The organism is Streptococcus sp. HMSC057G03 (assembly GCF_001808745.1).
Lineage (GTDB): Bacteria > Bacillota > Bacilli > Lactobacillales > Streptococcaceae > Streptococcus > Streptococcus parasanguinis_Z.
The window spans coordinates 87,176-108,905 of record NZ_KV794434.1 but is presented as its reverse complement, the minus strand read 5'-3'; the positions used below and the strand labels follow the sequence as shown (position 1 = coordinate 108,905).

19 protein-coding genes are annotated in these 21,730 nt (G+C 42.7%); 4 read left to right on the top strand and 15 right to left on the bottom strand.

All coding sequences use genetic code 11. The annotated features are described in order from the left end of the window. Window positions 1–50: 50 nt before the first annotated feature. Window positions 51–308 (bottom strand): SemiSWEET family transporter, encoded by a 258-nt coding sequence (locus tag HMPREF2686_RS08940; RefSeq protein ID WP_003006102.1) that lies wholly within the window; start codon window positions 306–308, stop codon window positions 51–53. A gap of 288 nt (window positions 309–596) precedes the next feature. Between HMPREF2686_RS08940 and HMPREF2686_RS08935 the strand changes: the two genes are divergently transcribed. Then, window positions 597–860 carry a SemiSWEET family transporter gene (locus HMPREF2686_RS08935; protein ID WP_003012241.1) on the top strand — a complete coding sequence of 88 codons (264 nt, stop codon included), beginning with the start codon at window positions 597–599 and terminating at the stop codon, window positions 858–860. Window positions 861–1,394: 534 nt separating this feature from the next. Here the strand turns inward: HMPREF2686_RS08935 and HMPREF2686_RS08930 are convergent. From HMPREF2686_RS08930 to HMPREF2686_RS08900, 8 genes are all read right to left on the bottom strand, one after another. Further along, window positions 1,395–3,380, bottom strand: a complete 1,986-nt coding sequence (locus tag HMPREF2686_RS08930) for an ABC transporter permease (protein WP_070450372.1) — start codon at window positions 3,378–3,380, stop codon at window positions 1,395–1,397. Beyond that, window positions 3,381–4,139, bottom strand: a complete 759-nt coding sequence (locus HMPREF2686_RS08925; protein WP_061563696.1) for an ABC transporter ATP-binding protein — start codon at window positions 4,137–4,139, stop codon at window positions 3,381–3,383. It lies immediately after the preceding gene. 15 nt (window positions 4,140–4,154) lie between these two features. Continuing rightward, complete coding sequence (locus HMPREF2686_RS10730; protein WP_256263225.1) at window positions 4,155–4,283, bottom strand: hypothetical protein; 129 nt, start codon at window positions 4,281–4,283, stop codon at window positions 4,155–4,157. Between the two features lie 113 nt (window positions 4,284–4,396). Continuing rightward, a complete protein-coding gene (locus HMPREF2686_RS08920; RefSeq protein WP_070450369.1) occupies window positions 4,397–5,485 on the bottom strand; it encodes an AAA family ATPase in 1,089 nt (362 codons plus the stop codon). Window positions 5,486–5,489: 4 nt separating this feature from the next. Continuing rightward, window positions 5,490–6,176 carry a hypothetical protein gene (locus tag HMPREF2686_RS10595; protein ID WP_070450366.1) on the bottom strand — a complete coding sequence of 229 codons (687 nt, stop codon included), beginning with the start codon at window positions 6,174–6,176 and terminating at the stop codon, window positions 5,490–5,492. Window positions 6,177–6,184: 8 nt separating this feature from the next. Continuing rightward, a complete protein-coding gene (locus tag HMPREF2686_RS08910; RefSeq protein ID WP_070450363.1) occupies window positions 6,185–7,810 on the bottom strand; it encodes an AI-2E family transporter in 1,626 nt (541 codons plus the stop codon). Between the two features lie 15 nt (window positions 7,811–7,825). Beyond that, the gene (locus HMPREF2686_RS08905) at window positions 7,826–8,800 is read right to left on the bottom strand and encodes a sensor histidine kinase (protein WP_070450360.1); all 975 of its coding nucleotides are present in this window, start codon (window positions 8,798–8,800) and stop codon (window positions 7,826–7,828) included. Continuing rightward, on the bottom strand, window positions 8,793–9,470 hold the full coding sequence (locus HMPREF2686_RS08900) for a response regulator transcription factor (protein ID WP_070450357.1): 678 nt from the start codon (window positions 9,468–9,470) through the stop codon (window positions 8,793–8,795). The genes HMPREF2686_RS08905 and HMPREF2686_RS08900 overlap by 8 nt, the downstream gene beginning before the upstream one ends. A gap of 169 nt (window positions 9,471–9,639) precedes the next feature. Between HMPREF2686_RS08900 and HMPREF2686_RS08895 the strand changes: the two genes are divergently transcribed. Further along, window positions 9,640–10,824, top strand: a complete 1,185-nt coding sequence (locus HMPREF2686_RS08895; protein ID WP_070450354.1) for a DUF2974 domain-containing protein — start codon at window positions 9,640–9,642, stop codon at window positions 10,822–10,824. A 239-nt stretch (window positions 10,825–11,063) separates the two neighbouring features. Here the strand turns inward: HMPREF2686_RS08895 and HMPREF2686_RS08890 are convergent, their stop codons facing one another. The 3 genes from HMPREF2686_RS08890 to HMPREF2686_RS08880 all read right to left on the bottom strand — a co-directional run bounded on the left by HMPREF2686_RS08890 (window position 11,064) and on the right by HMPREF2686_RS08880 (window position 16,689). Beyond that, window positions 11,064–14,288 (bottom strand): pneumococcal-type histidine triad protein, encoded by a 3,225-nt coding sequence (locus HMPREF2686_RS08890; RefSeq protein WP_024054880.1) that lies wholly within the window; start codon window positions 14,286–14,288, stop codon window positions 11,064–11,066. 7 nt (window positions 14,289–14,295) lie between these two features. Continuing rightward, window positions 14,296–15,231: a metal ABC transporter solute-binding protein, Zn/Mn family gene (locus tag HMPREF2686_RS08885; RefSeq protein WP_024054879.1), complete on the bottom strand. Its 936-nt coding sequence runs from the start codon at window positions 15,229–15,231 to the stop codon at window positions 14,296–14,298. Window positions 15,232–15,426: 195 nt separating this feature from the next. Continuing rightward, window positions 15,427–16,689: a DUF6287 domain-containing protein gene (locus tag HMPREF2686_RS08880; protein WP_045759185.1), complete on the bottom strand. Its 1,263-nt coding sequence runs from the start codon at window positions 16,687–16,689 to the stop codon at window positions 15,427–15,429. 248 nt (window positions 16,690–16,937) lie between these two features. Between HMPREF2686_RS08880 and HMPREF2686_RS08875 the strand changes: the two genes are divergently transcribed. Further along, a complete protein-coding gene (locus HMPREF2686_RS08875; protein ID WP_070450351.1) occupies window positions 16,938–17,459 on the top strand; it encodes a DUF2975 domain-containing protein in 522 nt (173 codons plus the stop codon). A gap of 10 nt (window positions 17,460–17,469) precedes the next feature. Then, on the top strand, window positions 17,470–17,676 hold the full coding sequence (locus HMPREF2686_RS08870; protein WP_003006064.1) for a helix-turn-helix domain-containing protein: 207 nt from the start codon (window positions 17,470–17,472) through the stop codon (window positions 17,674–17,676). A gap of 505 nt (window positions 17,677–18,181) precedes the next feature. On the opposite strand, the gene metG is transcribed toward HMPREF2686_RS08870, so the two are convergent. From metG to HMPREF2686_RS08855, 3 genes are all read right to left on the bottom strand, one after another. Next, on the bottom strand, window positions 18,182–20,173 hold the full coding sequence (metG, locus tag HMPREF2686_RS08865) for a methionine--tRNA ligase (protein WP_070450347.1): 1,992 nt from the start codon (window positions 20,171–20,173) through the stop codon (window positions 18,182–18,184). A 160-nt stretch (window positions 20,174–20,333) separates the two neighbouring features. Then, on the bottom strand, window positions 20,334–21,026 hold the full coding sequence (locus tag HMPREF2686_RS08860; RefSeq protein ID WP_003012031.1) for a phosphoglycerate mutase: 693 nt from the start codon (window positions 21,024–21,026) through the stop codon (window positions 20,334–20,336). 197 nt (window positions 21,027–21,223) lie between these two features. Then, window positions 21,224–21,727 carry a hypothetical protein gene (locus tag HMPREF2686_RS08855; protein WP_049474240.1) on the bottom strand — a complete coding sequence of 168 codons (504 nt, stop codon included), beginning with the start codon at window positions 21,725–21,727 and terminating at the stop codon, window positions 21,224–21,226. Between the last annotated feature and the right edge of the window lie 3 nt (window positions 21,728–21,730).

Genomic DNA, 21,730 nt, shown 5'->3' with positions numbered 1-21,730 from the left:
ATCGAATTCTAACGAATTACCGATTTCTGTCCTACTCTCTCTTTCATTGATTACAAGGCTGTGATGGCTGTGATCAAACCAAAGATGATCCCTGGTGCATTGGCTGCAGCAAGTGGAATATCGCGTTCTTTTTTGAAGAGTCCGTAGTAAACCCAAAGGCTACAGTTGATGGCTGCGACAAGGGGTTGAACAAAGTTCCCTTTGTGACCTGCGAGGTTATCCATGATTTGTGGGAAGTAAGACACATACATCATAACAGACATAAAGGTCGCAACCCAACCAAGAATTTTCATTTGTTTTTCATTCATTTTGAAACTACCATTTCCTTTTCTTTTTTTAAAGTATGCACTATTCTACCTTTTGTCCTTTACAAATTCAAGTCTTTTTTTCAAATGTTACCGAACTGTAAAGTGTCACAATCTTGTGATTTTGCAGGAAGATGGATTTCTTTTCGAGAGAGTCTTCTCTCTAGTTGCCATTTTTTTGACACATTGTCTAATTTTGTGCGAATGTAATCATTTTCATCTTGCATAGCATGCAAATTAATTGCATTTTCTTCCTACTTATGCTATTTTGATACACAGAGGTAAAATTTTATGAATAAACAAAAAATCAACCAAATCGTTGGCTCGATCGGTGCCTTTATTGGGATTATCGTTTTCATTGCCTACATCCCACAAATTATTGCTAATTTACAGGGAAATAAGGCCCAACCTTTCCAACCCTTGTCAGCTGCTATTTCTTGCTTGATCTGGGTCATTTATGGTTGGACAAAGGAACCTAAAAAAGACTGGATTTTGATCATTCCGAATTCGGCAGGTGTCATCCTAGGGGGATTGACTTTCCTTACATCACTTTAATAGAAAGTGAACAAAGACTGAACTCTACGGGTTCAGTCTTTTTTGTGTATCCCTTTGAAAAACAAAAACAATCGCAGTCGGTTTTCGTACAAAAAAGCCCGCTATGAGCAAGCTAAAAAAATTGACAATTCTTTTCTTTGAATAACCTATGCTGGACTATTGTGCAAAAATATCAAAATGATTTCTGATTATTATTTAGAGTATATTGAAACTTTCCGCTGTGAGAAAAGTGCCTGAAATAATCATGTTTCAGGCACTCGGGAGTTTTGGAAGTAAAACAGTTCGGGGAACTGTTTTAGCCTGAGCCCAGAAATTAAGGAGCGAAGGGGTTCAAAACGAATTGAACACGGGCTGCGGATTGTGTCAAAAAGATAAGTTCTCCTAGAATCGCAAGATTCTGCGTCAAACTTCCTATTTTGACTTTATCCGCAGACGCCCTTTGTATCTTGATTTAGTCATGGAACTTCTTCGAAGTTCGCTGACGTCCGTACTCACCTAAGGAAAGTTTCTAATTTGATTCGAGCTTCTTTTTCCTTATATCTGCACAATCTTACGATAGCTCCGAGAGGTGATCCAAAAGACGATCAGGTAGGTGATAAGAAAGACGGCGCAGACGCTGATAGTCACGACGAGTACTTGGCCACTATTGATGACACCGAGCACTTTAAGAATGAGGCGGATCATATGGTAGGCAAAGGCCAGGTGGATAAAGGCAAAGATGAGAGGGAGGAAGAAGACGGTCCGTACTTGACGGTTGATGGTTCGTTTGACCTCGTGTTCATCGAGCCCCACCTGTTGGAGGATGACGAAGCGCTCACGGTCTTCATAGCCTTCTGAGATTTGCTTGTAGTAGATGACGATGACCGTTCCGACCATGAAGATCAGTGACAAGAAAATCCCGATAAAGAAGATGCCACCAAAAAGGCTATTCAACTCTGCCACATCATTGGCTCGGTTACCTCCATAGATAAATGTTCCTTGGGCCTGTTGGCTACTCAATTCATCGATCATCTTATCATAGCTAGCTGCCAGCTTGAGTTGCTGGTCTTCACTGACATTGACATTGAAACCACCATAGATATTGGTATAGATGGCAAGATTTGGAAACTGGGCGATAAAGGCTGAGAGGTCAGGTACGATTAGGTAATTGAAATCCTCCGTTATCATGTTATACATGTTGGGCACGTGATCGGTGATAAAATCCTTGCTCACCTCTTCTTTGACTTGGAAGTCTTGCCCATTGATAGTGAACTGCTTTTGCCCTTTAAGAGCCTTGTTATGGGCAAAGAGGATGACTTGGTTGCCTGTCAGATCGACTTGTTCGCCTGTCATGTGTTCATAACTAGCTACATCAAAGACCATAAAGACGGTTTTGGGAGTGACGCTGCGTTCATCAGCTGGATAGACGGTGAAATCTGTGCCCTTTTGTGATTTAACCCCAAAGTTGGCATAGGTCATCAGGTCACGATTCTTGATCTTGAGATGGTGCTCAGAGGCAAATTCATCAAATTTCTGATTGATCTGCTCCAGATCGACCCCTTTTCCTTGGACAGAGAAATCATGAGGCGCCATGATTTTCTTGACCATTTCGCTACCGACATAGATGTTGGTGGCTGCAGAGATGGTCACCAGCACCATGGTCGAGAGGATGGCAATGGTCGCAAGGCCCACTGCATTTTTCTTCATACGATAGATGAGGTTAGAGACCGAGATCATATTGTTGGGCTGGTAATAGTAGCTCTTCTTTTTCTTAAGCAGATGCAAGAAGACGGTGATCCCCGCATTAAAGAGCAGGTAGGTCCCGATCATGACCAGGATAACGGCTAGAAAGAAGGTCACAAGCGCAATGATAGGGTCTTTGACAGACAAAGCTAGGTAATAGCCAAAACCAAGAGAGGCTAAGCCCAGGATGGTTTGGGGCCACAGGAAGCGGGCTTTCTTTTCACCACTGGCCTTCTCACGCGTCAACTGCAAGGCATTGAAACGGAGAATGCGCCAAGCATTTAGAAGAATCAAAAGTCCAAAGATGAGACCAAAGGTGACAAAGACCAAGATAACAATCCCAGGTTGGAAGGTAGATACCAGCTGGACCTTCATCTTCATGAGTTTCAAGAGAAAGGCAAAGATCAGCTTGTCAAAGAGGGCTCCAATCAAGACACCGGCTGAGATAGTCAGAAAACCAAACATCAAAAGTTCCTTGAAGATCATGCTGATGAGATGGCGTTTCTCAAGTCCCAGCATGCTGTAGATGCCCAGTTCCTTGGAGCGGTTTTTCATGACGAAGCTATTGGCATAGAGCACGATGATAGCCCCCGCAGCATTGACCACGAACAGTCCCAAGACGAGGGTAAAGATCATGGGATCTCCCCCTCGAAGCTCGGAAATGTGGGGATTAAAGGTCAGGGAGTCAAAGAGGTAAGCGATGGTCACTGCGAGAATGACTGCAATCGCAAAGGGATAATAGAGCTTGCGGTTCTTGATGAGATTAGAGCAAGCTAATTTAGTTGTTAATCGAAACATCTACTCCACCTCACTTGCCATGATCGTCAGAGTATCCGAGATTTCTTGGAACATCTGACGCTCTGTTTTTTCTCCGCGGAAAATCTGGTTGTAAAGGATCCCATCCTTGATGAAGAGCACGCGCTTGGCCCGAGCTGCCGCTGCGGTTGAGTGGGTCACCATGAGAATGGTTTGGCCCATGGTATTGATATCCTCAAAGACGTCCAATAACGCAGCTGAAGACTTAGAATCCAGCGCCCCTGTTGGCTCATCAGCAAGGAGGATTTCTGGTGAGGTGATGATGGCCCGCGCTACGGCCACCCGTTGTTTTTGCCCACCAGAGATTTCATAAGGGTATTTTTCAAGCAATTGGTGAATGCCCAACTCCCGACTCACGCTATCGACCTTGCTCATCATTTCCTTGACTGGTCTGCGAGAAAGCACCAGAGGCAGGAGGATATTGTCCTTGACAGACAAGGTATCGAGCAGGTTGAAGTCTTGAAAGACAAAACCTAGTTTTTCCCGACGGAAGCTCGAAGCGTCTTTGTTCTTGATAGTTGAGGTGTCCGTGCCATTGAGGTAGACCCGTCCTTCGGTTGGTTGGTCCAGCATGGCTAGGATATTGAGAAGGGTCGATTTCCCGGATCCTGATTCCCCCATGATAGCCACGTACTCGCCCTTCTCAACAGTGAAGTGAATATCTTTTAAGGCTTCAACCTGCGTTCCTTGAAAGCGGGTTTTGTAAATCTTTTTGATATGTTGAACATCTAGTAATGACATACTTTTCTCCTTTTACTAGTAGATCAAGAAAAATTCTTGGGTTTGTTGCAGGACTTGGAGACCAAATTCCGTCTTTTCCAGATCGGTTTGGTTACAGGGTTTCTCAGTCTTTTTGAGTTGTTTCATCCATTTCAAGAGTTTCATTTTCTTGACCTCCTTCATTTGATGAGACTATTGTATAAAAAATAAAAGGCGGCTACCATAACCTAACCTTTCATTTTGACCTTTATTTCTTACATTTTTGTAAGATGGGGATTTTATTTCTCAAAATCACATGATCTAAGCAATGACAAATCTTCTACATCATTTATCTTCGCTTGATCTAATCTAACAGATTGATTCATTACGAGATTTTCATATATATTTCGAACAAATCTTCCATTCGAAAAGTTTTTCTCATCATTTAGGATACTTGTTTTAAAATAATTGATCAATTTCAACTTCAGATTATCACTTAATCTATAGTCATCCTTTTGACACAAAAATTCTAATATTTTCAATAGTTCATCTGGTACATAATTCTCAAATTCAATGAAGTAATTAAATCTAGATTTCAACCCGGGATTTGAAGAAAAGAACTGTTCCATTGGTCTCGTATAGCCCGCAACAATCACAACTAAATCATCTCGATAATCTTCTAAGGCCTTCGTTAATTCTGTTAAGCATTCTCTACCATAAGAATCTGAATTTTCATTTTCGGTAATACTATATGCCTCATCGATAAAAAGAACTCCTCCCTTAGCTTTCTCAATCACATTTTTAACTTTCAAAGCAGTCTGACCTTGATATCCTGCAATTAAATCTGTTCGTGAAACCTCAATAAAGTGACCTTTAGATAACAAACCGAGTTGTTTATACATTTTTCCAACAATACGAGCTACTGTTGTTTTTCCTGTTCCTGGGTTACCTGTAAATGCCATATGCAAAGTTCTATTCGGAATTTTCAGTCCTTTTTCTTTCCTTAACTTTTGTATTCTTTGATAGGAAATCAGATGATTAACTTCTTCTTTGACATTTTGTAAACCAACTAATCGGTCAAGTTCTTTTTTTAAATCATCAAGAGAGCATTCTTCCGTCACTTGCTCAATTTTATTTTGTTTATAACCTTTTAGACTTACATAGCCTGCATATTTTAAAAGTGCTTCTGACAATTGATTTGCTAGAGTGGCGATCTTTTGAGAACCCTCTTGTTTTTCAATAACTAAGTACTGCAAAATATCAATGACTAATTTTTCAGAGTAATCATTGAGCAAAATAATTACTCGTTCAAGAAATTTTCCTTTTGAATCTGTTTGGATATCAAATTTTTTTGCTAGTTCAATTAATTCATCCTGATAACGGCTCATTTGCTTACCTCATCAATAAAATGATCAAAGTCACAACAGCAACTCCGGTAGCTATACCTGTCAAAGCGAAAGAAGTTATTAGCTTATTCGATAGGATATTCACTTGGCCTTTTACCGCATCTAATTCATTCTTTAACTGATGAATTTCTGTGCTTCCATCCTTCAAATCACTAGAAGGTTTTTCCAAAATCTCAACTCTACTTTCAAGTTGTTCAATAAGACTGATAAGTTGACTAGAATCAAGTTCAGATAATTGATTTGACACACTTTCTTTAAACTGTTTTAAGGCGATTAAGGTAGCTTTTTGTTTCTCAATCGTCTGATCAATTCGCTCTTGCTCTATTAAAATCTTTTCATTTGTTTTTTTGATCGCAGAAACAGAAGTTAGTATAGCCTGAATGTAATCCTTATCCAATGCTTCTAAGGCTTTATAAACTTCACCAAATTCTTCAATTAAGTTTTGATCACGATCATAAACCTTTGAAAAATATTTCTGAAGTTTTTCAATCAATGAATTAAGTTCTTTCCCAGTCACTCCGTGTTCAGCCCACTCTAATCCAAAGATGTCTTCATGTGTACGAACTTTATCAAACTTCAACTCTTCTACATCCTGTTCAGCAAATTTTTTCAATTGTTCTTTTGCTGCATTAAAATCATGATTACTGACTTGTAAGTCAAATTCCTTTTCCATAATAACTCCTAATCTGTTAACTCTGCCAACAAGGCGTCGATTTCTGTAAATTCATTGTCATTTTTTTCTTTTTCTTCAAGTAAGAAAGAAAGCTCATCCCGCATTATTTCTGCTGCTTGCTGATGTCGATCCCCCATTTGACTCAAAGACTTCATTTTATCCACTTGAACAAGCGCCATTCCAACCGCATTCATTTGGTCTTGTACAATCAGTTTATTATTGTATTTATCAATTTTTTTATTTGTTAATTCATCAATCTGCTTGTCGACAATCATTTGATCAATTAATTTCAAGACAAATGCACCGGCTATACCAGCTACTGTTGCCCCCATAAATGTACCGATCAGGCCAGACAAACTTCCTAGCAATGGAATTTCTACACCAAGTGGAGGAAAAATAGATAACAAAGTTGCTCCAATCGCACTACTTAAAACGATCGCTCCAGCAGCTGTTACTCCTGCAACAATAATTTTTCCTATCTCAAGCATTTTAACACTTGTACTTTTATTTTTATTTTCTGGATTTTTTAAATAGTCAATCGCATCGGTAAGAGATCGCCAACCTTGCTGAATAAATGTCCAAACTTGCATAAATGTTCCAACTACAGGCCCAATGATGGAAGTTGCTAACATGGTAACCATTGATTGCCCAACACCAAGAACATGATGAGAAAGATTGGACATAAAGTTTGAAATTGCTTCCTTTACTTTTGCAATGAAGGTTCCGAAATTCTTCTCTTTTTCACCTAACCAAGAAATAAACTTCTTAACAATTTCCCTCAAAAATTCTGTTAACAATTGAAGTACAGCAGCTTTTAAAGCTTTCCCTGTCACTTTCAAAGCCTCTTTACGTCGTGATTTTTTACCGGATTGTATTGCAATATTTTCATTCTCTGCTTTTCTATTTTTTAGTTCCTCTCTAGCCTCCTGATCATCTTTTTCTAATTGTTTTCTGTCAATATTAAAACGTTCTTCCGGCTTCAACCCATTCCTTTCAGAGTTCAAAAACTCTTTCATAGTTTTATCACCCTTGGACATATTTGCAGATGCATCTAAATCATGCAAGTTTTTAGAACTATTGGCAAATTCTTTAACTTGCTCTTTTGAGAAAAATGTAGCCATTTCAATATCATTTAGTTGTTCTTTAATAGAAACTGTATGATCTTTATGAATAGCAGCGGACCCCATATCTCTTCCCTTATCAAAAAATTTACGCGCATCCTTTTTTAGAACTCTTTCTCCTTTTTTATTAGTAGTAAAATTATCTTGCCACTTGTCATATCTTTCTTGATAATTAACATCTCGATTATGAGTTGCAAAGTTTCCTTTTTCAAAATTTTCAGCAGTTTGTATATGTGCTTCTTTTCGTAAATCTAGTTTTTGTCCGTTGTTATCTTTAATAAACTCTTCACCAATTTGGACTGCTAATTGATTTTGAACTTGATCCCAAATGATATCTTGAATAGCCTCTTCAAGATACTCGTTATTTTGTAATTTTTCTCTATCTTCCTCAATTGAAGAAAGTTCATCTAAAATATCATTTAACTCAACTTGAAGACTACTTTGTAAATCCATCAAATCGCCATATTCTAATTCATTATTAGTAATCTCTAATATTTCATTTTTATTTTCCATAATAATCCCTTTTTCCTAATCCATGACCAACTTCTTCTCTTCAAAGCCAATAGCGACGGTTGTGCCTTGGCCAACCTCTGAGTGGAGGCTAATCTTGTGGCCCAATTGCTCTGCAATTTTCTTAGACAGATAGAGCCCCAGCCCTGAGGATTGCTGGGTCATGTGGCCATTGTAACCGGAGAAGCCCCGCTCAAATACGCGAAGGACATCGCTATTTTTGATTCCAATCCCGCTGTCTTTTATATAGAGGGTCTGGTCCTTAAAATAGATCTCAATTCCACCTGTGCTGGTGTACTTGAGGCTATTGGACAAGAGTTGCTCGATGATGACCAAAAGCCACTTGCGATCGGTAATGACGGCGACATCCAAATCATGCAGGTTCACTGTCAAGTTCTTTTGGATAAAAAAGAGGGCATATTTGCGGACCACTTCTTTGACCAAGTCCTCTAGCGACACGCGCTTTAAGACCAGATCGTCATGAAAACTCTCCAGTCGCAGGTACTGCAGAACCAGATTGGCATAGGAATCAATCTTGAAAAGCTCCTGCTCCATCTGCTGCTTGACAATAGGTGTCTCGACATCTTGGACCAAGAGCTGGCTAGCTGCAATGGGCGTCTTAATCTGGTGAACCCAGAGGGTGTAGTAATCCATCAGGTCATTGAACTTGGCCTGGGCTACTTTGCCTTGCTCCAGGCGCGCCTGCTGTTCTTCTGTATATTTTTCATAAAGGAGATGTTCCAGTGGTGAGGCAAGCTCTATTTCCTCATACAGCAAAGCTTTGCGGTACTCCTGAAAGGTCATAGCGAAATCCCAGATCAAGATACAGAGTGTAAAAAATCCTAGCATCAGAGTCGCATAGAGGAAAACCGTCCCCGTCTCTGGAAAGAGAAAGGCAAAAACCAAATCGACCATCAAAAAGATGACTACTAGATAGAGCAGGCGCCTGCGGGATACCACATACTGCCAAAAGATGTTCCCATATTTATTCATGGATTAACCCATAACCGATGCCTTTCTTGGTTTCGATGAAGTTTGACAAGCCAGCCTCTTCTAATTTCTTGCGAAGGCGGGCCACATTGACAGACAAGGTATTGTCATCAATAAAGAAGTCGCTATTCCAGAGCTCCTTCATCATGTCATCGCGTGCTACGATACTGCCTGCATGCTCAAAGAGGACGCGCAGGATCTGAAACTCATTCTTGGTCAGCTTGATGACTTCACCTTCATAAACCAAGTCTGTGGACTTGAGATTGAGGATGGCTCCCCGGTGCTCCAGCAGATTTTGATCTGTCCCAAATTCGTAAGAGCGACGCAAGAGTCCTTGAACCTTGGCAAGAAGGACATTTTGGTCAAAAGGCTTGGTGACAAAGTCGTCTCCCCCCATATTGATGGCCATGACAATATCCATGGCTTGATCCCGTGAAGAAAGAAACATGATCGGAACCTTTGAAACCTTGCGAATCTCCTGGCACCAGTGGTAGCCATTGTAGAGAGGCAGTCCAATATCCATGAGGATCAAGTGGGGATCACTTTCGACAAAGATCCCGAGGACATCCATAAAATCCTCTACTGCGACCACTTCATAGCCCCATTGTTCCAATAATTGTTTGACCTGTTGGCGGATAATTTCATCGTCTTCGACTAAGAGAATTTTATGCATGGCTTTCTTTCCTTCTTTTTTTCTTCTTCCTATTATAACAGATTAAACAGCAGAGAAAAAGGCTGTTTCAGAGGGAAAGAAGATCTGGGGCCTACTTTCTTGATGGGAGTCGCTTTTTCTACATCCATTTTTGTGCTATACTGAAAGAAATAAGACACGGGAGGCACAGATGTCGACGATTTTTGATTACCTAAAAGAAGTGACCTACGATTCTATATATGACCGTCCCTTCAATGAGCTGGATATCCTCGCATTGACAGAGCTGACCTATCTGCCCTTTGGACACATTGTGCCTCAAGGAGATACAACAGGAATTCCAGTGCGCCTGTCTGATGCGATGGAACTGATCGATCGGACTACCGATTTTATCGTGAGTAACCAGCACCTGCAATTAGTCGATGAATTAGCTAGCTCAAAGCGCTTTAAGAACATCAAACTCCTCAACTATGTCGATGAATACGATCCCGATGTGCAAAAACAGTTTGCGGCCATGACCTATCGGCTTAGTCTGGATACGTATTTGGTCGTTTTCAGAGGGACGGATGACACCTTGATCGGCTGGAAGGAAGACTTCCACATGACCTATATGGACCATGTTCCAGCTCAGAAGCGCGCGTCCAGCTACTTGCACCATGTCATGAAGGAATTTCCAAAAGGACGTTTCTTAGTAGCCGGTCACTCCAAAGGGGGAAATCTCGCAACCTATGCCTGCTCGTATCTACCTGATTCCTTATTTGAACGGGTCGACGCGATCTACAGCTATGATGCTCCAGGGCTCAACAAGGCCATTATCGAAACCGAAGGCTACCAGCGCACGTCTCCAAACATTCGTCGCTTTGTCCCTCAAGGGTCCATTGTTGGCATGATGTTGGAAGTGCCAGAACCGACGACCATTGTCAAAAGTCGCGCCTTTGGTGGCTTTGCCCAGCACGATGCCTTTACTTGGGAAATCAAGGACTACAGCTTTGTGACCGTTTCAGAAACCAGTCCAGATAGCCAGCAGACCGACCTGACCTTGAAGCAATGGGTTCGCGAAACATCGGCAGAGGAGCGCAAGAAGTTTTTTGACACCTTTTTTGGCATTTTTCTGGATGCCGGCATCACTTCCATCAATGACCTAACCGATCTCAAACAGCTAGCTAAGGCCAAAGAAATCCTCCAAAATGCCCAGGATCTGGATCCAACCGAGCGAGAAATGCTGGAACGCTTGGCCAAGCAGCTCATCGATACCCGCTTTCAAGCTTGGAAAAAATGGCAGACAGTGCCCCGCATCCTGGTTCAAATGGCCGCATTTTTCAAGCGAAAAAAAGCAGTCGAGTCTACCTCTCCACTGCTCCTGGAGCACAAGGAGTGAGGCTCAACAACTGAAAAAAGAGACCACTTCTTCTATTCACTAAAATGCAAAATGAGGCTGGGACAAAAGTCCTAGCCTCTCAGTTATTTTTGGATTGTCGAGCAAGACGCAGCGGTTGACTGGGCTCTACTACGCTGATTTCATCAGCTTTTACAGCCCTACTCAACTGTGCGGAGGTGGGGCGACGAAATCGAATTCTAACGAATTACCGATTTCTGTCCCACTCTCTTTTCTATTTTCTATTGGTTCTGAGGAGATGGAGCATCTGGCGTGCTTGCTTCTGTTACAAGTGCGCTTGCAGGCTCTGTTTCTGTCTCAGTTGTGGCAGGCTTGCTTCCTTCTGAAGTTGCTGCTTCTTTTTCTACCGGAGTTTCTGTAGCGACAGGCGTTTCAGCTGTGGAAGCTGGTTTCCCCGCTTCGCTTGCAGATGGGGCAGCTGCCAACTCTGCCTGGAAGGCTTGGATGGCCTGTAGTAAGGCTGCTTTATCACTCTTTGGATTAGCTAATTGGTCAAAGAGAGCTTCTAAGCGATCAAATACAGCATCACTAGCTCCCTTGTCCTGCAATTGTTGGTGTAGAGCCATCAATTGGTTATAGAGCTGTTGATAAAGAGCAACATCCCCAATTTGAGGCTCTTCCGTTTGCTTTTGTTTTTGCTTTTCAATGCTATCACTGATTTCGCGTAGAAGTGCTTGCCCACTTGTAATAGCCTTGTCTGGATCAGATTCTTTTCCAAGTTGAGCCAAGCCTGCTTCAAAAGCAGTTCGTTTGCCTTGGTCTTCGACTTGTGGCAAGAGCGACTGGATTTGCTCTAAGAGAGCTGTCAAAATCTTGTTCTGTTGACGGGCTTCTGTTGCCTTATCCAACTCGCCATACAAGCCTTTGAGGAAATCATAAACCGCTACGTTGTAGGATGGAGTTTGACTTCCTTTTTGATCCAAAACTGTTTTTTCAATAGGATAGGTTTGGCCTTTTTCTTGGGAGAAGAGCTGGTCAATAGCTTGCTTGGTTTGGTAGAGTTCCATAAAGTGAGACTTGGAATCCCAAGCTTCTTCAAAGGCTTGAGCTCGGTAGAGCTTCAAGGCTAGATCTGCTGCCTTAGTGCGGAGTTCTGGTGTCAAGCGCGCATCGCTCAAGCTTTGGTAGAAATACTTGAGGTAGTCGACCGATGTCACACCCGTCCGATCTTGCATCTCCTGAACAGCTTCTAATAGCTTCCCTTCCTGTTCTAAACGCTTGCTATCCTTGGCAGTATAGGCTTCCTGCAATTGAGAGACCAACTCTTCCTTCTTCAATTGGAAGGCTTCTGTGTCTAGCAAGCGCACTTGTTCCAACAATTCTTGGTAACGACGATCCAAAGCTGTCTCTTCTTTTGGTTTGACCGCTTGGGTCGCATGAATGTACTGCGCATCAACCTGCTTGAGACTAGCTAGGTAGCCCTCTGTTGAGTTACTTGGGAAGCTCTTGACATTTTCCAAGAAGTGGCCCAAGATGAGCTCAATCCGTCTTTGTTGCAATGGATCAGAAGCATAGAGGCTGCGGCTTTCTGCTAAGAGTTGGTTGACCTTGTCCTCTACGACTTTCTTGTCCAAGTCTCCTTTTTTGTAAGGAGATTGGATGGTTGGAAGACGGTGGGCTAAGTAGTCTGCTAGCCCTGCTGAGCGGACCTTGATGTAGTGGTTGTGATCGCCATGCGGGATGACAAACTGACCATTTTCAATCTGGAGGCTATATGGAGAAATCCCTGAACGAAGCGCTGTTGCATAGAGTTCATTGATAAAGTCTAGTTCAGGATTGCCAGTTTCAAGTGGGATGCGGACATGTTCCTTCCGAACGGCATAAGGATGGATGTGGGTCGGATCGTATTCTTGGTCTGGATTGTTAAAGACAAAGAAACCATTGGAAATCTTAATGGCCTCACGAGGGACACCATAGGTCTTGCTGATGTACTGGATCTTTTCCTCATCTGAGGCATCGCGAGAATAGGTCGCAACGTCATCTGTCAGGGGCTGACCCTTGTCCTCTTCTTTCTTACCAGCTAGAGTTGCCTCTGCTGCCGCAATTTCTTGAGGAGAGAGGTCCTTTTTATAGAAATAATGGGCATGGTTGCCATGAGCAACCATATAGCCTTCCTCGTCTTTGCTGATGACCTTGTCTGCGTGGAAACCATGGTCGTGCTCCTCTTTGTGATCGTGACTGTCGCCATGCTCATGATCAGGATCAACTGGTTTTGTGCTCGGATTTGAAGGCAAGCTTGGACTTCCTTCTGTTGGACTACTAGATCCTTGAGCACGAAGCAATTGGAATTGCCGCGCCAACTCACGCTCTAAAGGCGATAAGGAGCTGTATGGGATAAAGTGGAAATGATCCCCATGAGGGTAGACAATCCCTTGATCGGTCCACTTGGTAATCTTACTTGGATCAAAGACAGAACCATCAGATTCCACATGACGAGAAGACAACGGGGCTTTCTGCAATTCTTCGATCAAGTTGGTCAGGGTTGGACTCGGTTTGGAGGAAGTCGGTTTAGACGTCGTTGGGGTTTTCTGTGTATTGGTTGGACCGGCTGACGGCTGGTTGCTCGCTTGTTTCCCTATGCTTGGAGAGGCTTGATCTGGAGTAGCTTGCTCTGTGCTTGCTCCAGCTAGGTGTGAGTTCCCAGCCTGATGACCGGCTTGACCACCTAAGACGGAGAGGGCTGCTGCTAACTCTCCAGCAGATAAAGCACTCTTTGGAATATAATGGAAATGGCCACCATGGGGCACAATAAAGCCGTCCCCTGTATCTGAAATGACATCTCCAGGACTAAAGACATAACCATCGTCCGTACGATAGCCACCACCTGTATGGTTCTTAGCCGTCAGCATCTCAAGAGTCTTACCTTCTTTCAGCGCTTGACTAGGTTGACGGAAGTCACGGGTCTTGCCTGCCTTGTGCGAGGAGCTCGCCTGTACCGATCCTGTTTCCCCTTCTTCTTTAGCGCCACCTTTTTGTTGCTGAGCGATCTCTTCAATCGAGCGCACATTGACCGTATGTTGGGCATCCTTTAAGTAGAGATAGTATTTCCCAGCGCGTTTGATAATATAGCCATCCTTGACCTTGCTCACGATATCCGCTTCTTGCAACTGATAAGTTGGATCCCGCAAAATCAACTCTTCACTAAAGATGGCATCAAATGGGACCTTCCCGCTGTAGTAATGAAAATGATCCCCATGAGAAGTGACAAAGCCTTCATCTGTAATCTTGATGACAATCTGCTCCGCCTGGGTCTTTTCCTTGGCATTGACCGCTTCGATGCTATCTTCCTTTTTGCTGGTGTCAGTCGATGATGCTTTCTTTTCTGCCTGCAGGTACTGAATCTGATTCTTTTTCTCTTCCTTGACTTGTGGTTGCTGACTGAGAGCATAGGCACAAAGCCCTAGCCCCAAGGTCGCTACAATTCCAATCGTTCCCTTTTTCTTCATTCTTGATTTACTCCTCTAATTCCTTGGCTAAAGTCGCCATATTTTCTTCTAAATTTTCTAATAGATCCTTATCATTTTTCGGATCAGCTTCCAGTGGATCCAAGACCTTGACACGCGCCCCTGTTGCCTTGGCAATACTATCTGCCACTTTTGATGACGTGTGCTTTTCCACAAAGATCGTTTTCACCTTGTAGTCTTTGACAAACTGCTGGATCTCCGCCAATTGCCGAGCGGTCGGTTCTTGCTCTGGGGAAATCCCTGCAATCCCTAACTGCTTGAGACCAAAGCGTTTGGCCAGATAGGAAAAGGCCGTATGCTGGGTCACAAAAGTCTTTTGCTTGGCCTTGTCAAAGAGAGGCTGGTAGTGGGCTACCAGTTCCTCACAGCGCTTTTCAAGCTTTTGAGCATTGGTCTGATAGAGCTCCTTGTTCTTTGGATCAATCTCTCCCAAGCGCTGGGCGATGATCTTTCCTTCCTCTGCGATTTTTACAGGATCCAACCAAGTATGCGGATCATACAAGTGCTTGGCTTCTTTTCCCTGACCAGCATCGACATCCTCTAATCCAGCCACCTTATCAAGGGTCATTCCTTGGCTGCCTTCGATCACTCGCAACTTGGAACCTTGAAGATTGGGATCTAAGCGACCGGCCCAAGATTCCAGGGTCTGAGAATGATAGACAAATACATCCGCATCATAGATCTGGGCCACTTCCTTGGTTGAGGGTTCATAATCATGGATCCCTGCACCTGACTGAACCATCCAGATGTCATTTTGATCGCCAGAGATTTCCTTGACCAGGGCATAGATAGGATAAAAACTCGTGACAATTTTAAGACCTTTTTTAGAAGGGGGCTTGCCTGCATTTCCTTGACTTCCACAAGCTGTCAGCAGAAAGAAACCGAGAAACAAGAGTCCCAGAACCTTCATTCTTCTCCTATTCATCCTTCACCTCTTTTTCATTTTCGTTAACTAGTTTATTAATCAGTTAATTAACTAGTTAATAATACTGCTAATCATTTGCTTTGTCAAGCCTTTTTTACATTTTTTTCCTTTTAATGTTAGAGACTAACCGTTTCCTAGACCCCACGAGCCTTCCTTGCAGTAAAAAAAGCTTGAGACAAACCTGTCTCAAACTTTTTATTGACGGTAAAAATATTGATCAGCCGGATAGTTGCCTGCAGATTGAGTGACCACTAGACGTGGCTTGCTGGTATCAGACTGGTCTCCATCCGGATTTTGGAAACCGATTTTCAGAAGTCCAATCGCTGCACCAGTTTCACCCATCTTCATCTCAACATAAGGGATCTTGCTCTTCTTATCCGAGTCTGCAACAGCCTTGAGGCTACCTTGGCCCTTGACTTTTCCGTCTGCTTGGATGACGATTTCAGCCCCCTTGCCATTGCGCCAGGTTCCAGCTAAGCTTGAGAAGTCTCCTCCGTTAATGGCCGCAATATCCAAGTCTTTCTCTTTTTTCGGTTGTGGGTAGGCTTTCCACCACTCTAGATGGTAATCACGGTAGGCCACGTCACCAAAGAGAATCCGACGTTCTTGGGAAGCTACTCCGTCAGGACCTGTCACACCCGCTGGGATCAAGTACAAGGTTTGCTCCTGCCCTTGGATCGCAGTCCCATTTGCCCCTGTGAAATAAACTTCATAATAGCCTTTTCGCTTCTTGGGCTCTTTTTCTTTATTGAACAAGTAACTTGCCCGAGTGCCTCCACTCCAGAAAGTCCAGCCAGTCTCCCCATTTACAATACTTGGAAAGGCATTGGTCTTGTTTTGGTAATATTCTTCTGGAGTATAGCCATAAAGTTTAAAACCGGAATCTGCGATTTCCTTTTCATAGGTATCATTGGAATAAGCACCTTCAAACGGTGAGAGATTGCCATCAAGGACGACATCATTTGGATCTGTCGATTTGAAAAAATCCTCCCGATTGGCAAAGACCATCTCGTGGTCGGGATTTTTGTCAGACATGGTGACCGTGATCAAAGGCTTCTTGTCTGTCTTGTATTTGAAGACACGAACAGTGACTGTAAAGTCTGTATTGCCATCGGACTTTTTCATCTTGCCTGTCGAAACTTTATTAGACCCTTCGACCTTCCAATCCGTACTAAATTCAGCAGATACCTTGCCATCAGCCGTTTGGTAATCGATCTTCCAGGCCTTGCCCTTTTTCTCGATTTTGGCTTCATCCCGTTCATTAGAGACATAGTCACCACTCAAGTCAATAGCTTTTTCCTTTGGCTTGGTGACCTTCTTGCTGGTCTGGTTAAATTCCTTTTGATGGTCTGGTTGGATGTTGGAACTAGAGTAGAGATAGACTCCACCGATCAGAACAACTGCTCCGACAAGCCCCAAAATCGGCCCCAGGTATTTTTTCTTCCACTTAAGATTCATTTTACTACCTCCATGGAATAAGATCTTTACACTAGTATACCCTAAATCGAAAGTATAGTAAAATTCCCCTCTATGTAGTGGTTTCCCCGGCTTAAACCGACTAGTTTGAGCAGAGAATACCTGTTTCTCAAAAATAATATTTTGTTTATCGTTATTTTTTTATCGTTTTTCGATACTTTTTTATTGACTATTTTTTTATAAAGAGTATACTATAAGTGAAAAATAAATAAACTTCAAGGAGGCTTGCGATGAAAAACTCAAAAACCTTAAAAAATGTCATTGAAGTCTTGACGGCTTTCATTTACTTCTGTGGCTTTATGACTGTGGCTGCACTGGTCGTCCACCTGCTTTCACGGATGGGAGTGTTTAAAGATCTCATTCAAACTGGACGCTTGTCCTTTGATGTGAATGGCATCCAACTCTTCCCCAAACATCCGCAACCTCTCTGGCAGCTGCTCTTCCCACTAGCCTCAAGCGCTATCTATATTTACCTTCTCATCACCATTCGCAGCTTCCTCCAAAATCTCTACCAAGAAAAGATCTTTTCTCGCTCTAACATTGATCTTTGCAACCGAGCTTGGAAGATTCTCTTGGTCTTGTCCTTTATGTCTGGCACACTTGAAACCAGTGGAAATGCTTATCTCCTTCCCTTCACTTTCCAATTTACCTTTAACACAGGGCTTCTCCTTGCCGTTCCAATCGTCTGGGTCTCTGGCAAGATTTTAGAGAGAGGTATTGAGATTGCTGAAGAAAATGAGCTAACCATTTAAGGAGGTTGCCATGATTATCGTCAATCTAGATGTCATGCTAGCCAAGCGAAAGATGAAATCCAACGAGCTAGCCGACAAAATCGGCATCACCACAGCCAACCTCTCCATCCTCAAAACCGGCAAGGCCAAAGCCATCCGCTTCACCACCCTTGAAGCCATCTGCAAAGAACTCGACTGCCAGCCAGGAGATATCCTAGAATACCGGCCGGATGAATAGGAAAATATAATTTGAGACCTTCCTTGGGTGAGGACGGACGGTAGCGAATCCCTTTGGGATTCCATACCTAATATTTGAGCCTACTGTCTCAAATCTCCCGAGAGTCTGAAATGATACCGTTTCAGACTCTTTTCTCACTGCGGAAGTCTCCGTTAACATCCATTGCTAATAGGACTCATCTACCATCCTTGTAAAACTCAATGATAGGAACCATATCAATACAACAAAAGCACTCCCGCGGGAGTGCTTGAGAGCGTAGACAATTTGTTCTTCCTTACAAATCAAATTAATTTTATAAAAATCAAAAAATTTATTCGTTAGAATTATTCAATCATCTACTGAAACTTTCCGCCGTGAGAAAAGTGCTAGAAACACTATTGTTTCTAGCACTCGGGAGTTTTGGAACCTAGGGTCCAAAACTAAGTCATGGAACTTCTTCGAAGTTCGCTGACGTCCGTACTCACCTAAGGAAAGTTTTTTAGATGATTTTTTCTTTGTCTATCGTTTAGCCGATGATGCTTCCATTTGGTACAGATGGATCAACTGTTAAGACTGTTAATTGATCTCCGTGTTCCGCGGAAAGAATCATGCCTTGGCTGACATATTTCTTCATCATCTTACGTGGTTTGAGGTTGGCCACGATTTGGAGTTTCTTGCCGACCAATTCTTGTTCATTTGGATAGAATTGAGCGATACCTGAGAGGATTTGACGGTCTTCGCCATCTCCTGCATCTAGGCGGAAGCGAAGCAGTTTGTCTGATCCTTCGACGCGTTCCACTTCTTTGACTTCTGCTACACGGATTTCAACCTTGTCAAAGTCTTCAAATTTGATCTCGTCTTTTTCAGACTTGAGTTCCACTTCTTCTGGAATCCATTCTTTTTCTTGTGGTTTGCCTGCAGTCATTTGAGATTGGATGTAGGCAATTTCTTCTTCCATGTCAAGACGTGGGAAGATTGGAGTTCCTTTGGCAACCACTGTGACATTTTCAGGGAAGCCTGCTAAGGTCAAGTTTTCAAGATCGAAGTCCAAGCCCAAGCCAAGTTGTTCCATGATGGCGTTTGAGGTGTTCATCATGAATGGTTGGATCAAGTGAGCCACGACACGAAGGCTAGCTGCCAAGTGAGCCATGACCGCTGCCAATTGTTCCTTGTCGCCATCTTCTTTAGCGAGGACCCAAGGCGCTGTCTCATCTATGTACTTGTTGGTCCGAGAGATGATGTTCCATACGGCTTCCAAAGCGCGTGGGTAATCAACCGCATTCATTTGCTTGTGGTATTCAGCGATGTTTTCTTCAACTACCTTAGCCAAATCAGCATCAAATGCAGTGACATTTTCGACATAAGCAGGAACTTGACCACCAAAGTATTTGTTAATCATGGCTACCGTCCGGTTAAGGAGGTTTCCAAGGTCATTGGCCAATTCATAGTTGATACGAGCCACGTAGTCTTCTGGTGTGAAGGTCCCATCAGAACCAACTGGAAGGCTACGCATGAGGTAGTAACGGAGTGGATCCAAGCCGAAGCGTTCCACCAACATTTCTGGATAGATGACATTCCCTTTAGACTTCGACATCTTGCCGTCTTTCATGACAAACCAACCATGGGCAATCAAGCGTTCTGGCAATTTGATATCCAACATCATGAGAAGGATTGGCCAGTAGATCGAGTGGAAACGAAGGATGTCTTTTCCAACCATGTGGAAGACGGTTCCGTTCCAGAATTTATCAAAGTTTTCATGATCTTCTTGACCGTAACCAAGAGCCGTCACATAGTTGAGAAGGGCATCAATCCATACATAGACCACGTGTTTTGGATTAGATGGAACTGGAACTCCCCAGGTAAAGGTAGTCCGAGATACCGCCAAGTCTTCCAAGCCTGGCTCGATGAAGTTTTTCAACATTTCATTGAGACGGCCATCTGGCGTAATGAAATCCGGTTGAGATTTGAAAAATTCAACCAAGCGGTCTTGGTATTTGCTGAGGCGAAGGAAGTAAGATTCTTCGGAGACCCATTCTACTTCGTGGCCTGATGGGGCTACCCCACCGATGACCTTGCCATTCTCATCACGGAATACCTCAGCCAATTGGCTTTCTGTAAAGAACTCTTCATCAGAGACTGAATACCAACCAGAGTACTCACCCAGGTAGATGTCGTCTTGCGCAAGCAAGCGTTCAAAGACCTGAGCCACCACTTTTTCATGGTAGTCGTCTGTCGTACGGATGAATTTATCATATGAGATATCGAGTAATTGCCAGAGTTCTTTCACTCCAACGGCCATCCCATCTACATAAGCTTGCGGCGTAATCCCAGCTTCTTCTGCTTTTTGCTGGATCTTTTGACCGTGCTCATCAAGACCAGTCAGGTAGAAAACATCGTAGTTCATCATACGTTTGTAACGCGCCAAGACGTCACAGGCGATCGTTGTATAAGCTGAACCAATATGCAATTTACCAGATGGGTAATAGATAGGGGTTGTGATGTAGAATGATTTTGTCATTTTCTTTTCCTTTCAGGGCTAATGGAACCCAATTTAGTAACACTCTATTATAACATTTTTAGGAGACCCTGAAAACCCAAAACCAGCTAGGATCTAAGGAAGACAAGCAAAAAAGCTGACCGAAGTCAGCTTTCTATGATTGATAACGAATCCTGCTTTCTTACTTTCCAAGATAGTATTCTTTTACAACGTTCAATTTTTCGTCAAATTCGAATACCAATGGTGGGAAGTTAGGGATTTCCACATCCATGATTTCGTCGTCTGACAATTGTTTGATGTGTTTTACAAGGGCACGGATTGAGTTACCGTGTGCTCCTACAAATACGTTTTTACCGTCTTTAAGAGCTGGAGCGATTTTATCTTCCCAGAATGGAAGGGCACGTTCCAAAGTAACTTTCAAGTTTTCAGCATCTGGAATCACTGAATCGTCAAGTGAAGCGTAACGACGGTCAGTGTGTGCTGAGTGTTCATCATCACGGTCCATTGCAGGAGGCAATACATCGTAAGAACGACGCCAGATGTGAACTTGTTCATCACCAAATTGTTCAGCAGCTTCTGCTTTGTTTTTACCAGTCAAACCACCGTAGTGACGTTCGTTCAAGCGCCATGATTTTTCAACTGGAACCCACAATTGGTCAGAAGCTTCAAGAGCCAAGTTAGTCGTTTTGATCGCACGTTTCAATACTGAAGTGTAAGCTTGGTCAAATTCGATACCAGCTTCTTTGATCAATTTACCAGCGTCGATCGCTTGTTGTGTACCTTTTTCAGACAAATCAACATCAGCCCAACCAGTGAAAAGGTTAGCTTTGTTCCATTCAGACTCACCGTGGCGAGCAAAAACCAATTTTACCATTAGATGGATCTCCTTTTTATTCTCCGAGGTTCCCCCCGTTTATCTATTTTATTCTACTAGATTTTCAGTGAAAAATCTAGTGGCGACCATAGAAAAGTGCAATTTCTCACAAAAAAGAGCCTGACGGCTCTGGTTTGAAATTGAGGAATGTTTATTCTTATGTAGAAATAGGTTTATTCTGCCGATTGCTACTTCTCTTATGCTCTTTCATCTTCTAAAGGATGATTTCGTCTATAAACAATCCCACTGACATTCCACCACTCTCTGAGGATAAAAATCCAATAGAAGGCTTGACATAAGTAAAATCCCCATTCCAACCGTAGGAGGTCTATTTGAACAGTCATAGAAAACATGGTGAAGATTAAAATAATGCTACAGGCTACAAAAATTAACAGTGATTGAAGATGCGCCAGCAAAGGATAGCCTGTTTTATCTAGAAGATATTTTAAAAAAATAGCAAGTACTGGTAATACGAAAAGAATCACTAGTGAAATGGTGAAATAGGAATTAAGAAGACCTTCGAACTCTTTGGCATTGTAGAGAGAATGTTCACCTAGGAAAATCGTAAACCGTGCCGAATCATTCTCCCCTATTTTTTGATATATATAAAACGGTGACATCAATAGGGTCAAAACATAGGCCGTAAATAAGCCAAGCTGACGCCATAACTGATGATTAAATTTTATTTTTCCTTTTACCATATC

Coding starts and splice junctions, on each gene's coding strand:
- HMPREF2686_RS08940 (WP_003006102.1), bottom strand. CDS start 308: ATGAATGAAAAACAAATGAAAATTCTTGGTTGGGTTGCGACCTTTATG.
- HMPREF2686_RS08855 (WP_049474240.1), bottom strand. CDS start 21,727: ATGGTAAAAGGAAAAATAAAATTTAATCATCAGTTATGGCGTCAGCTT.
- HMPREF2686_RS08905 (WP_070450360.1), bottom strand. CDS start 8,800: ATGAATAAATATGGGAACATCTTTTGGCAGTATGTGGTATCCCGCAGG.
- HMPREF2686_RS10730 (WP_256263225.1), bottom strand. CDS start 4,283: ATGAAACTCTTGAAATGGATGAAACAACTCAAAAAGACTGAGAAACCC.
- HMPREF2686_RS08910 (WP_070450363.1), bottom strand. CDS start 7,810: ATGGAAAATAAAAATGAAATATTAGAGATTACTAATAATGAATTAGAA.
- HMPREF2686_RS08930 (WP_070450372.1), bottom strand. CDS start 3,380: ATGTTTCGATTAACAACTAAATTAGCTTGCTCTAATCTCATCAAGAAC.
- HMPREF2686_RS08875 (WP_070450351.1), top strand. CDS start 16,938: ATGAAAAACTCAAAAACCTTAAAAAATGTCATTGAAGTCTTGACGGCT.
- HMPREF2686_RS08880 (WP_045759185.1), bottom strand. CDS start 16,689: ATGAATCTTAAGTGGAAGAAAAAATACCTGGGGCCGATTTTGGGGCTT.
- HMPREF2686_RS08895 (WP_070450354.1), top strand. CDS start 9,640: ATGTCGACGATTTTTGATTACCTAAAAGAAGTGACCTACGATTCTATA.
- HMPREF2686_RS08920 (WP_070450369.1), bottom strand. CDS start 5,485: ATGAGCCGTTATCAGGATGAATTAATTGAACTAGCAAAAAAATTTGAT.
- HMPREF2686_RS08890 (WP_024054880.1), bottom strand. CDS start 14,288: ATGAAGAAAAAGGGAACGATTGGAATTGTAGCGACCTTGGGGCTAGGG.
- HMPREF2686_RS10595 (WP_070450366.1), bottom strand. CDS start 6,176: ATGGAAAAGGAATTTGACTTACAAGTCAGTAATCATGATTTTAATGCA.
- HMPREF2686_RS08885 (WP_024054879.1), bottom strand. CDS start 15,231: ATGAATAGGAGAAGAATGAAGGTTCTGGGACTCTTGTTTCTCGGTTTC.
- HMPREF2686_RS08860 (WP_003012031.1), bottom strand. CDS start 21,026: ATGGTAAAATTGGTTTTTGCTCGCCACGGTGAGTCTGAATGGAACAAA.
- HMPREF2686_RS08900 (WP_070450357.1), bottom strand. CDS start 9,470: ATGCATAAAATTCTCTTAGTCGAAGACGATGAAATTATCCGCCAACAG.
- HMPREF2686_RS08925 (WP_061563696.1), bottom strand. CDS start 4,139: ATGTCATTACTAGATGTTCAACATATCAAAAAGATTTACAAAACCCGC.
- metG (WP_070450347.1), bottom strand. CDS start 20,173: ATGACAAAATCATTCTACATCACAACCCCTATCTATTACCCATCTGGT.
- HMPREF2686_RS08870 (WP_003006064.1), top strand. CDS start 17,470: ATGATTATCGTCAATCTAGATGTCATGCTAGCCAAGCGAAAGATGAAA.
- HMPREF2686_RS08935 (WP_003012241.1), top strand. CDS start 597: ATGAATAAACAAAAAATCAACCAAATCGTTGGCTCGATCGGTGCCTTT.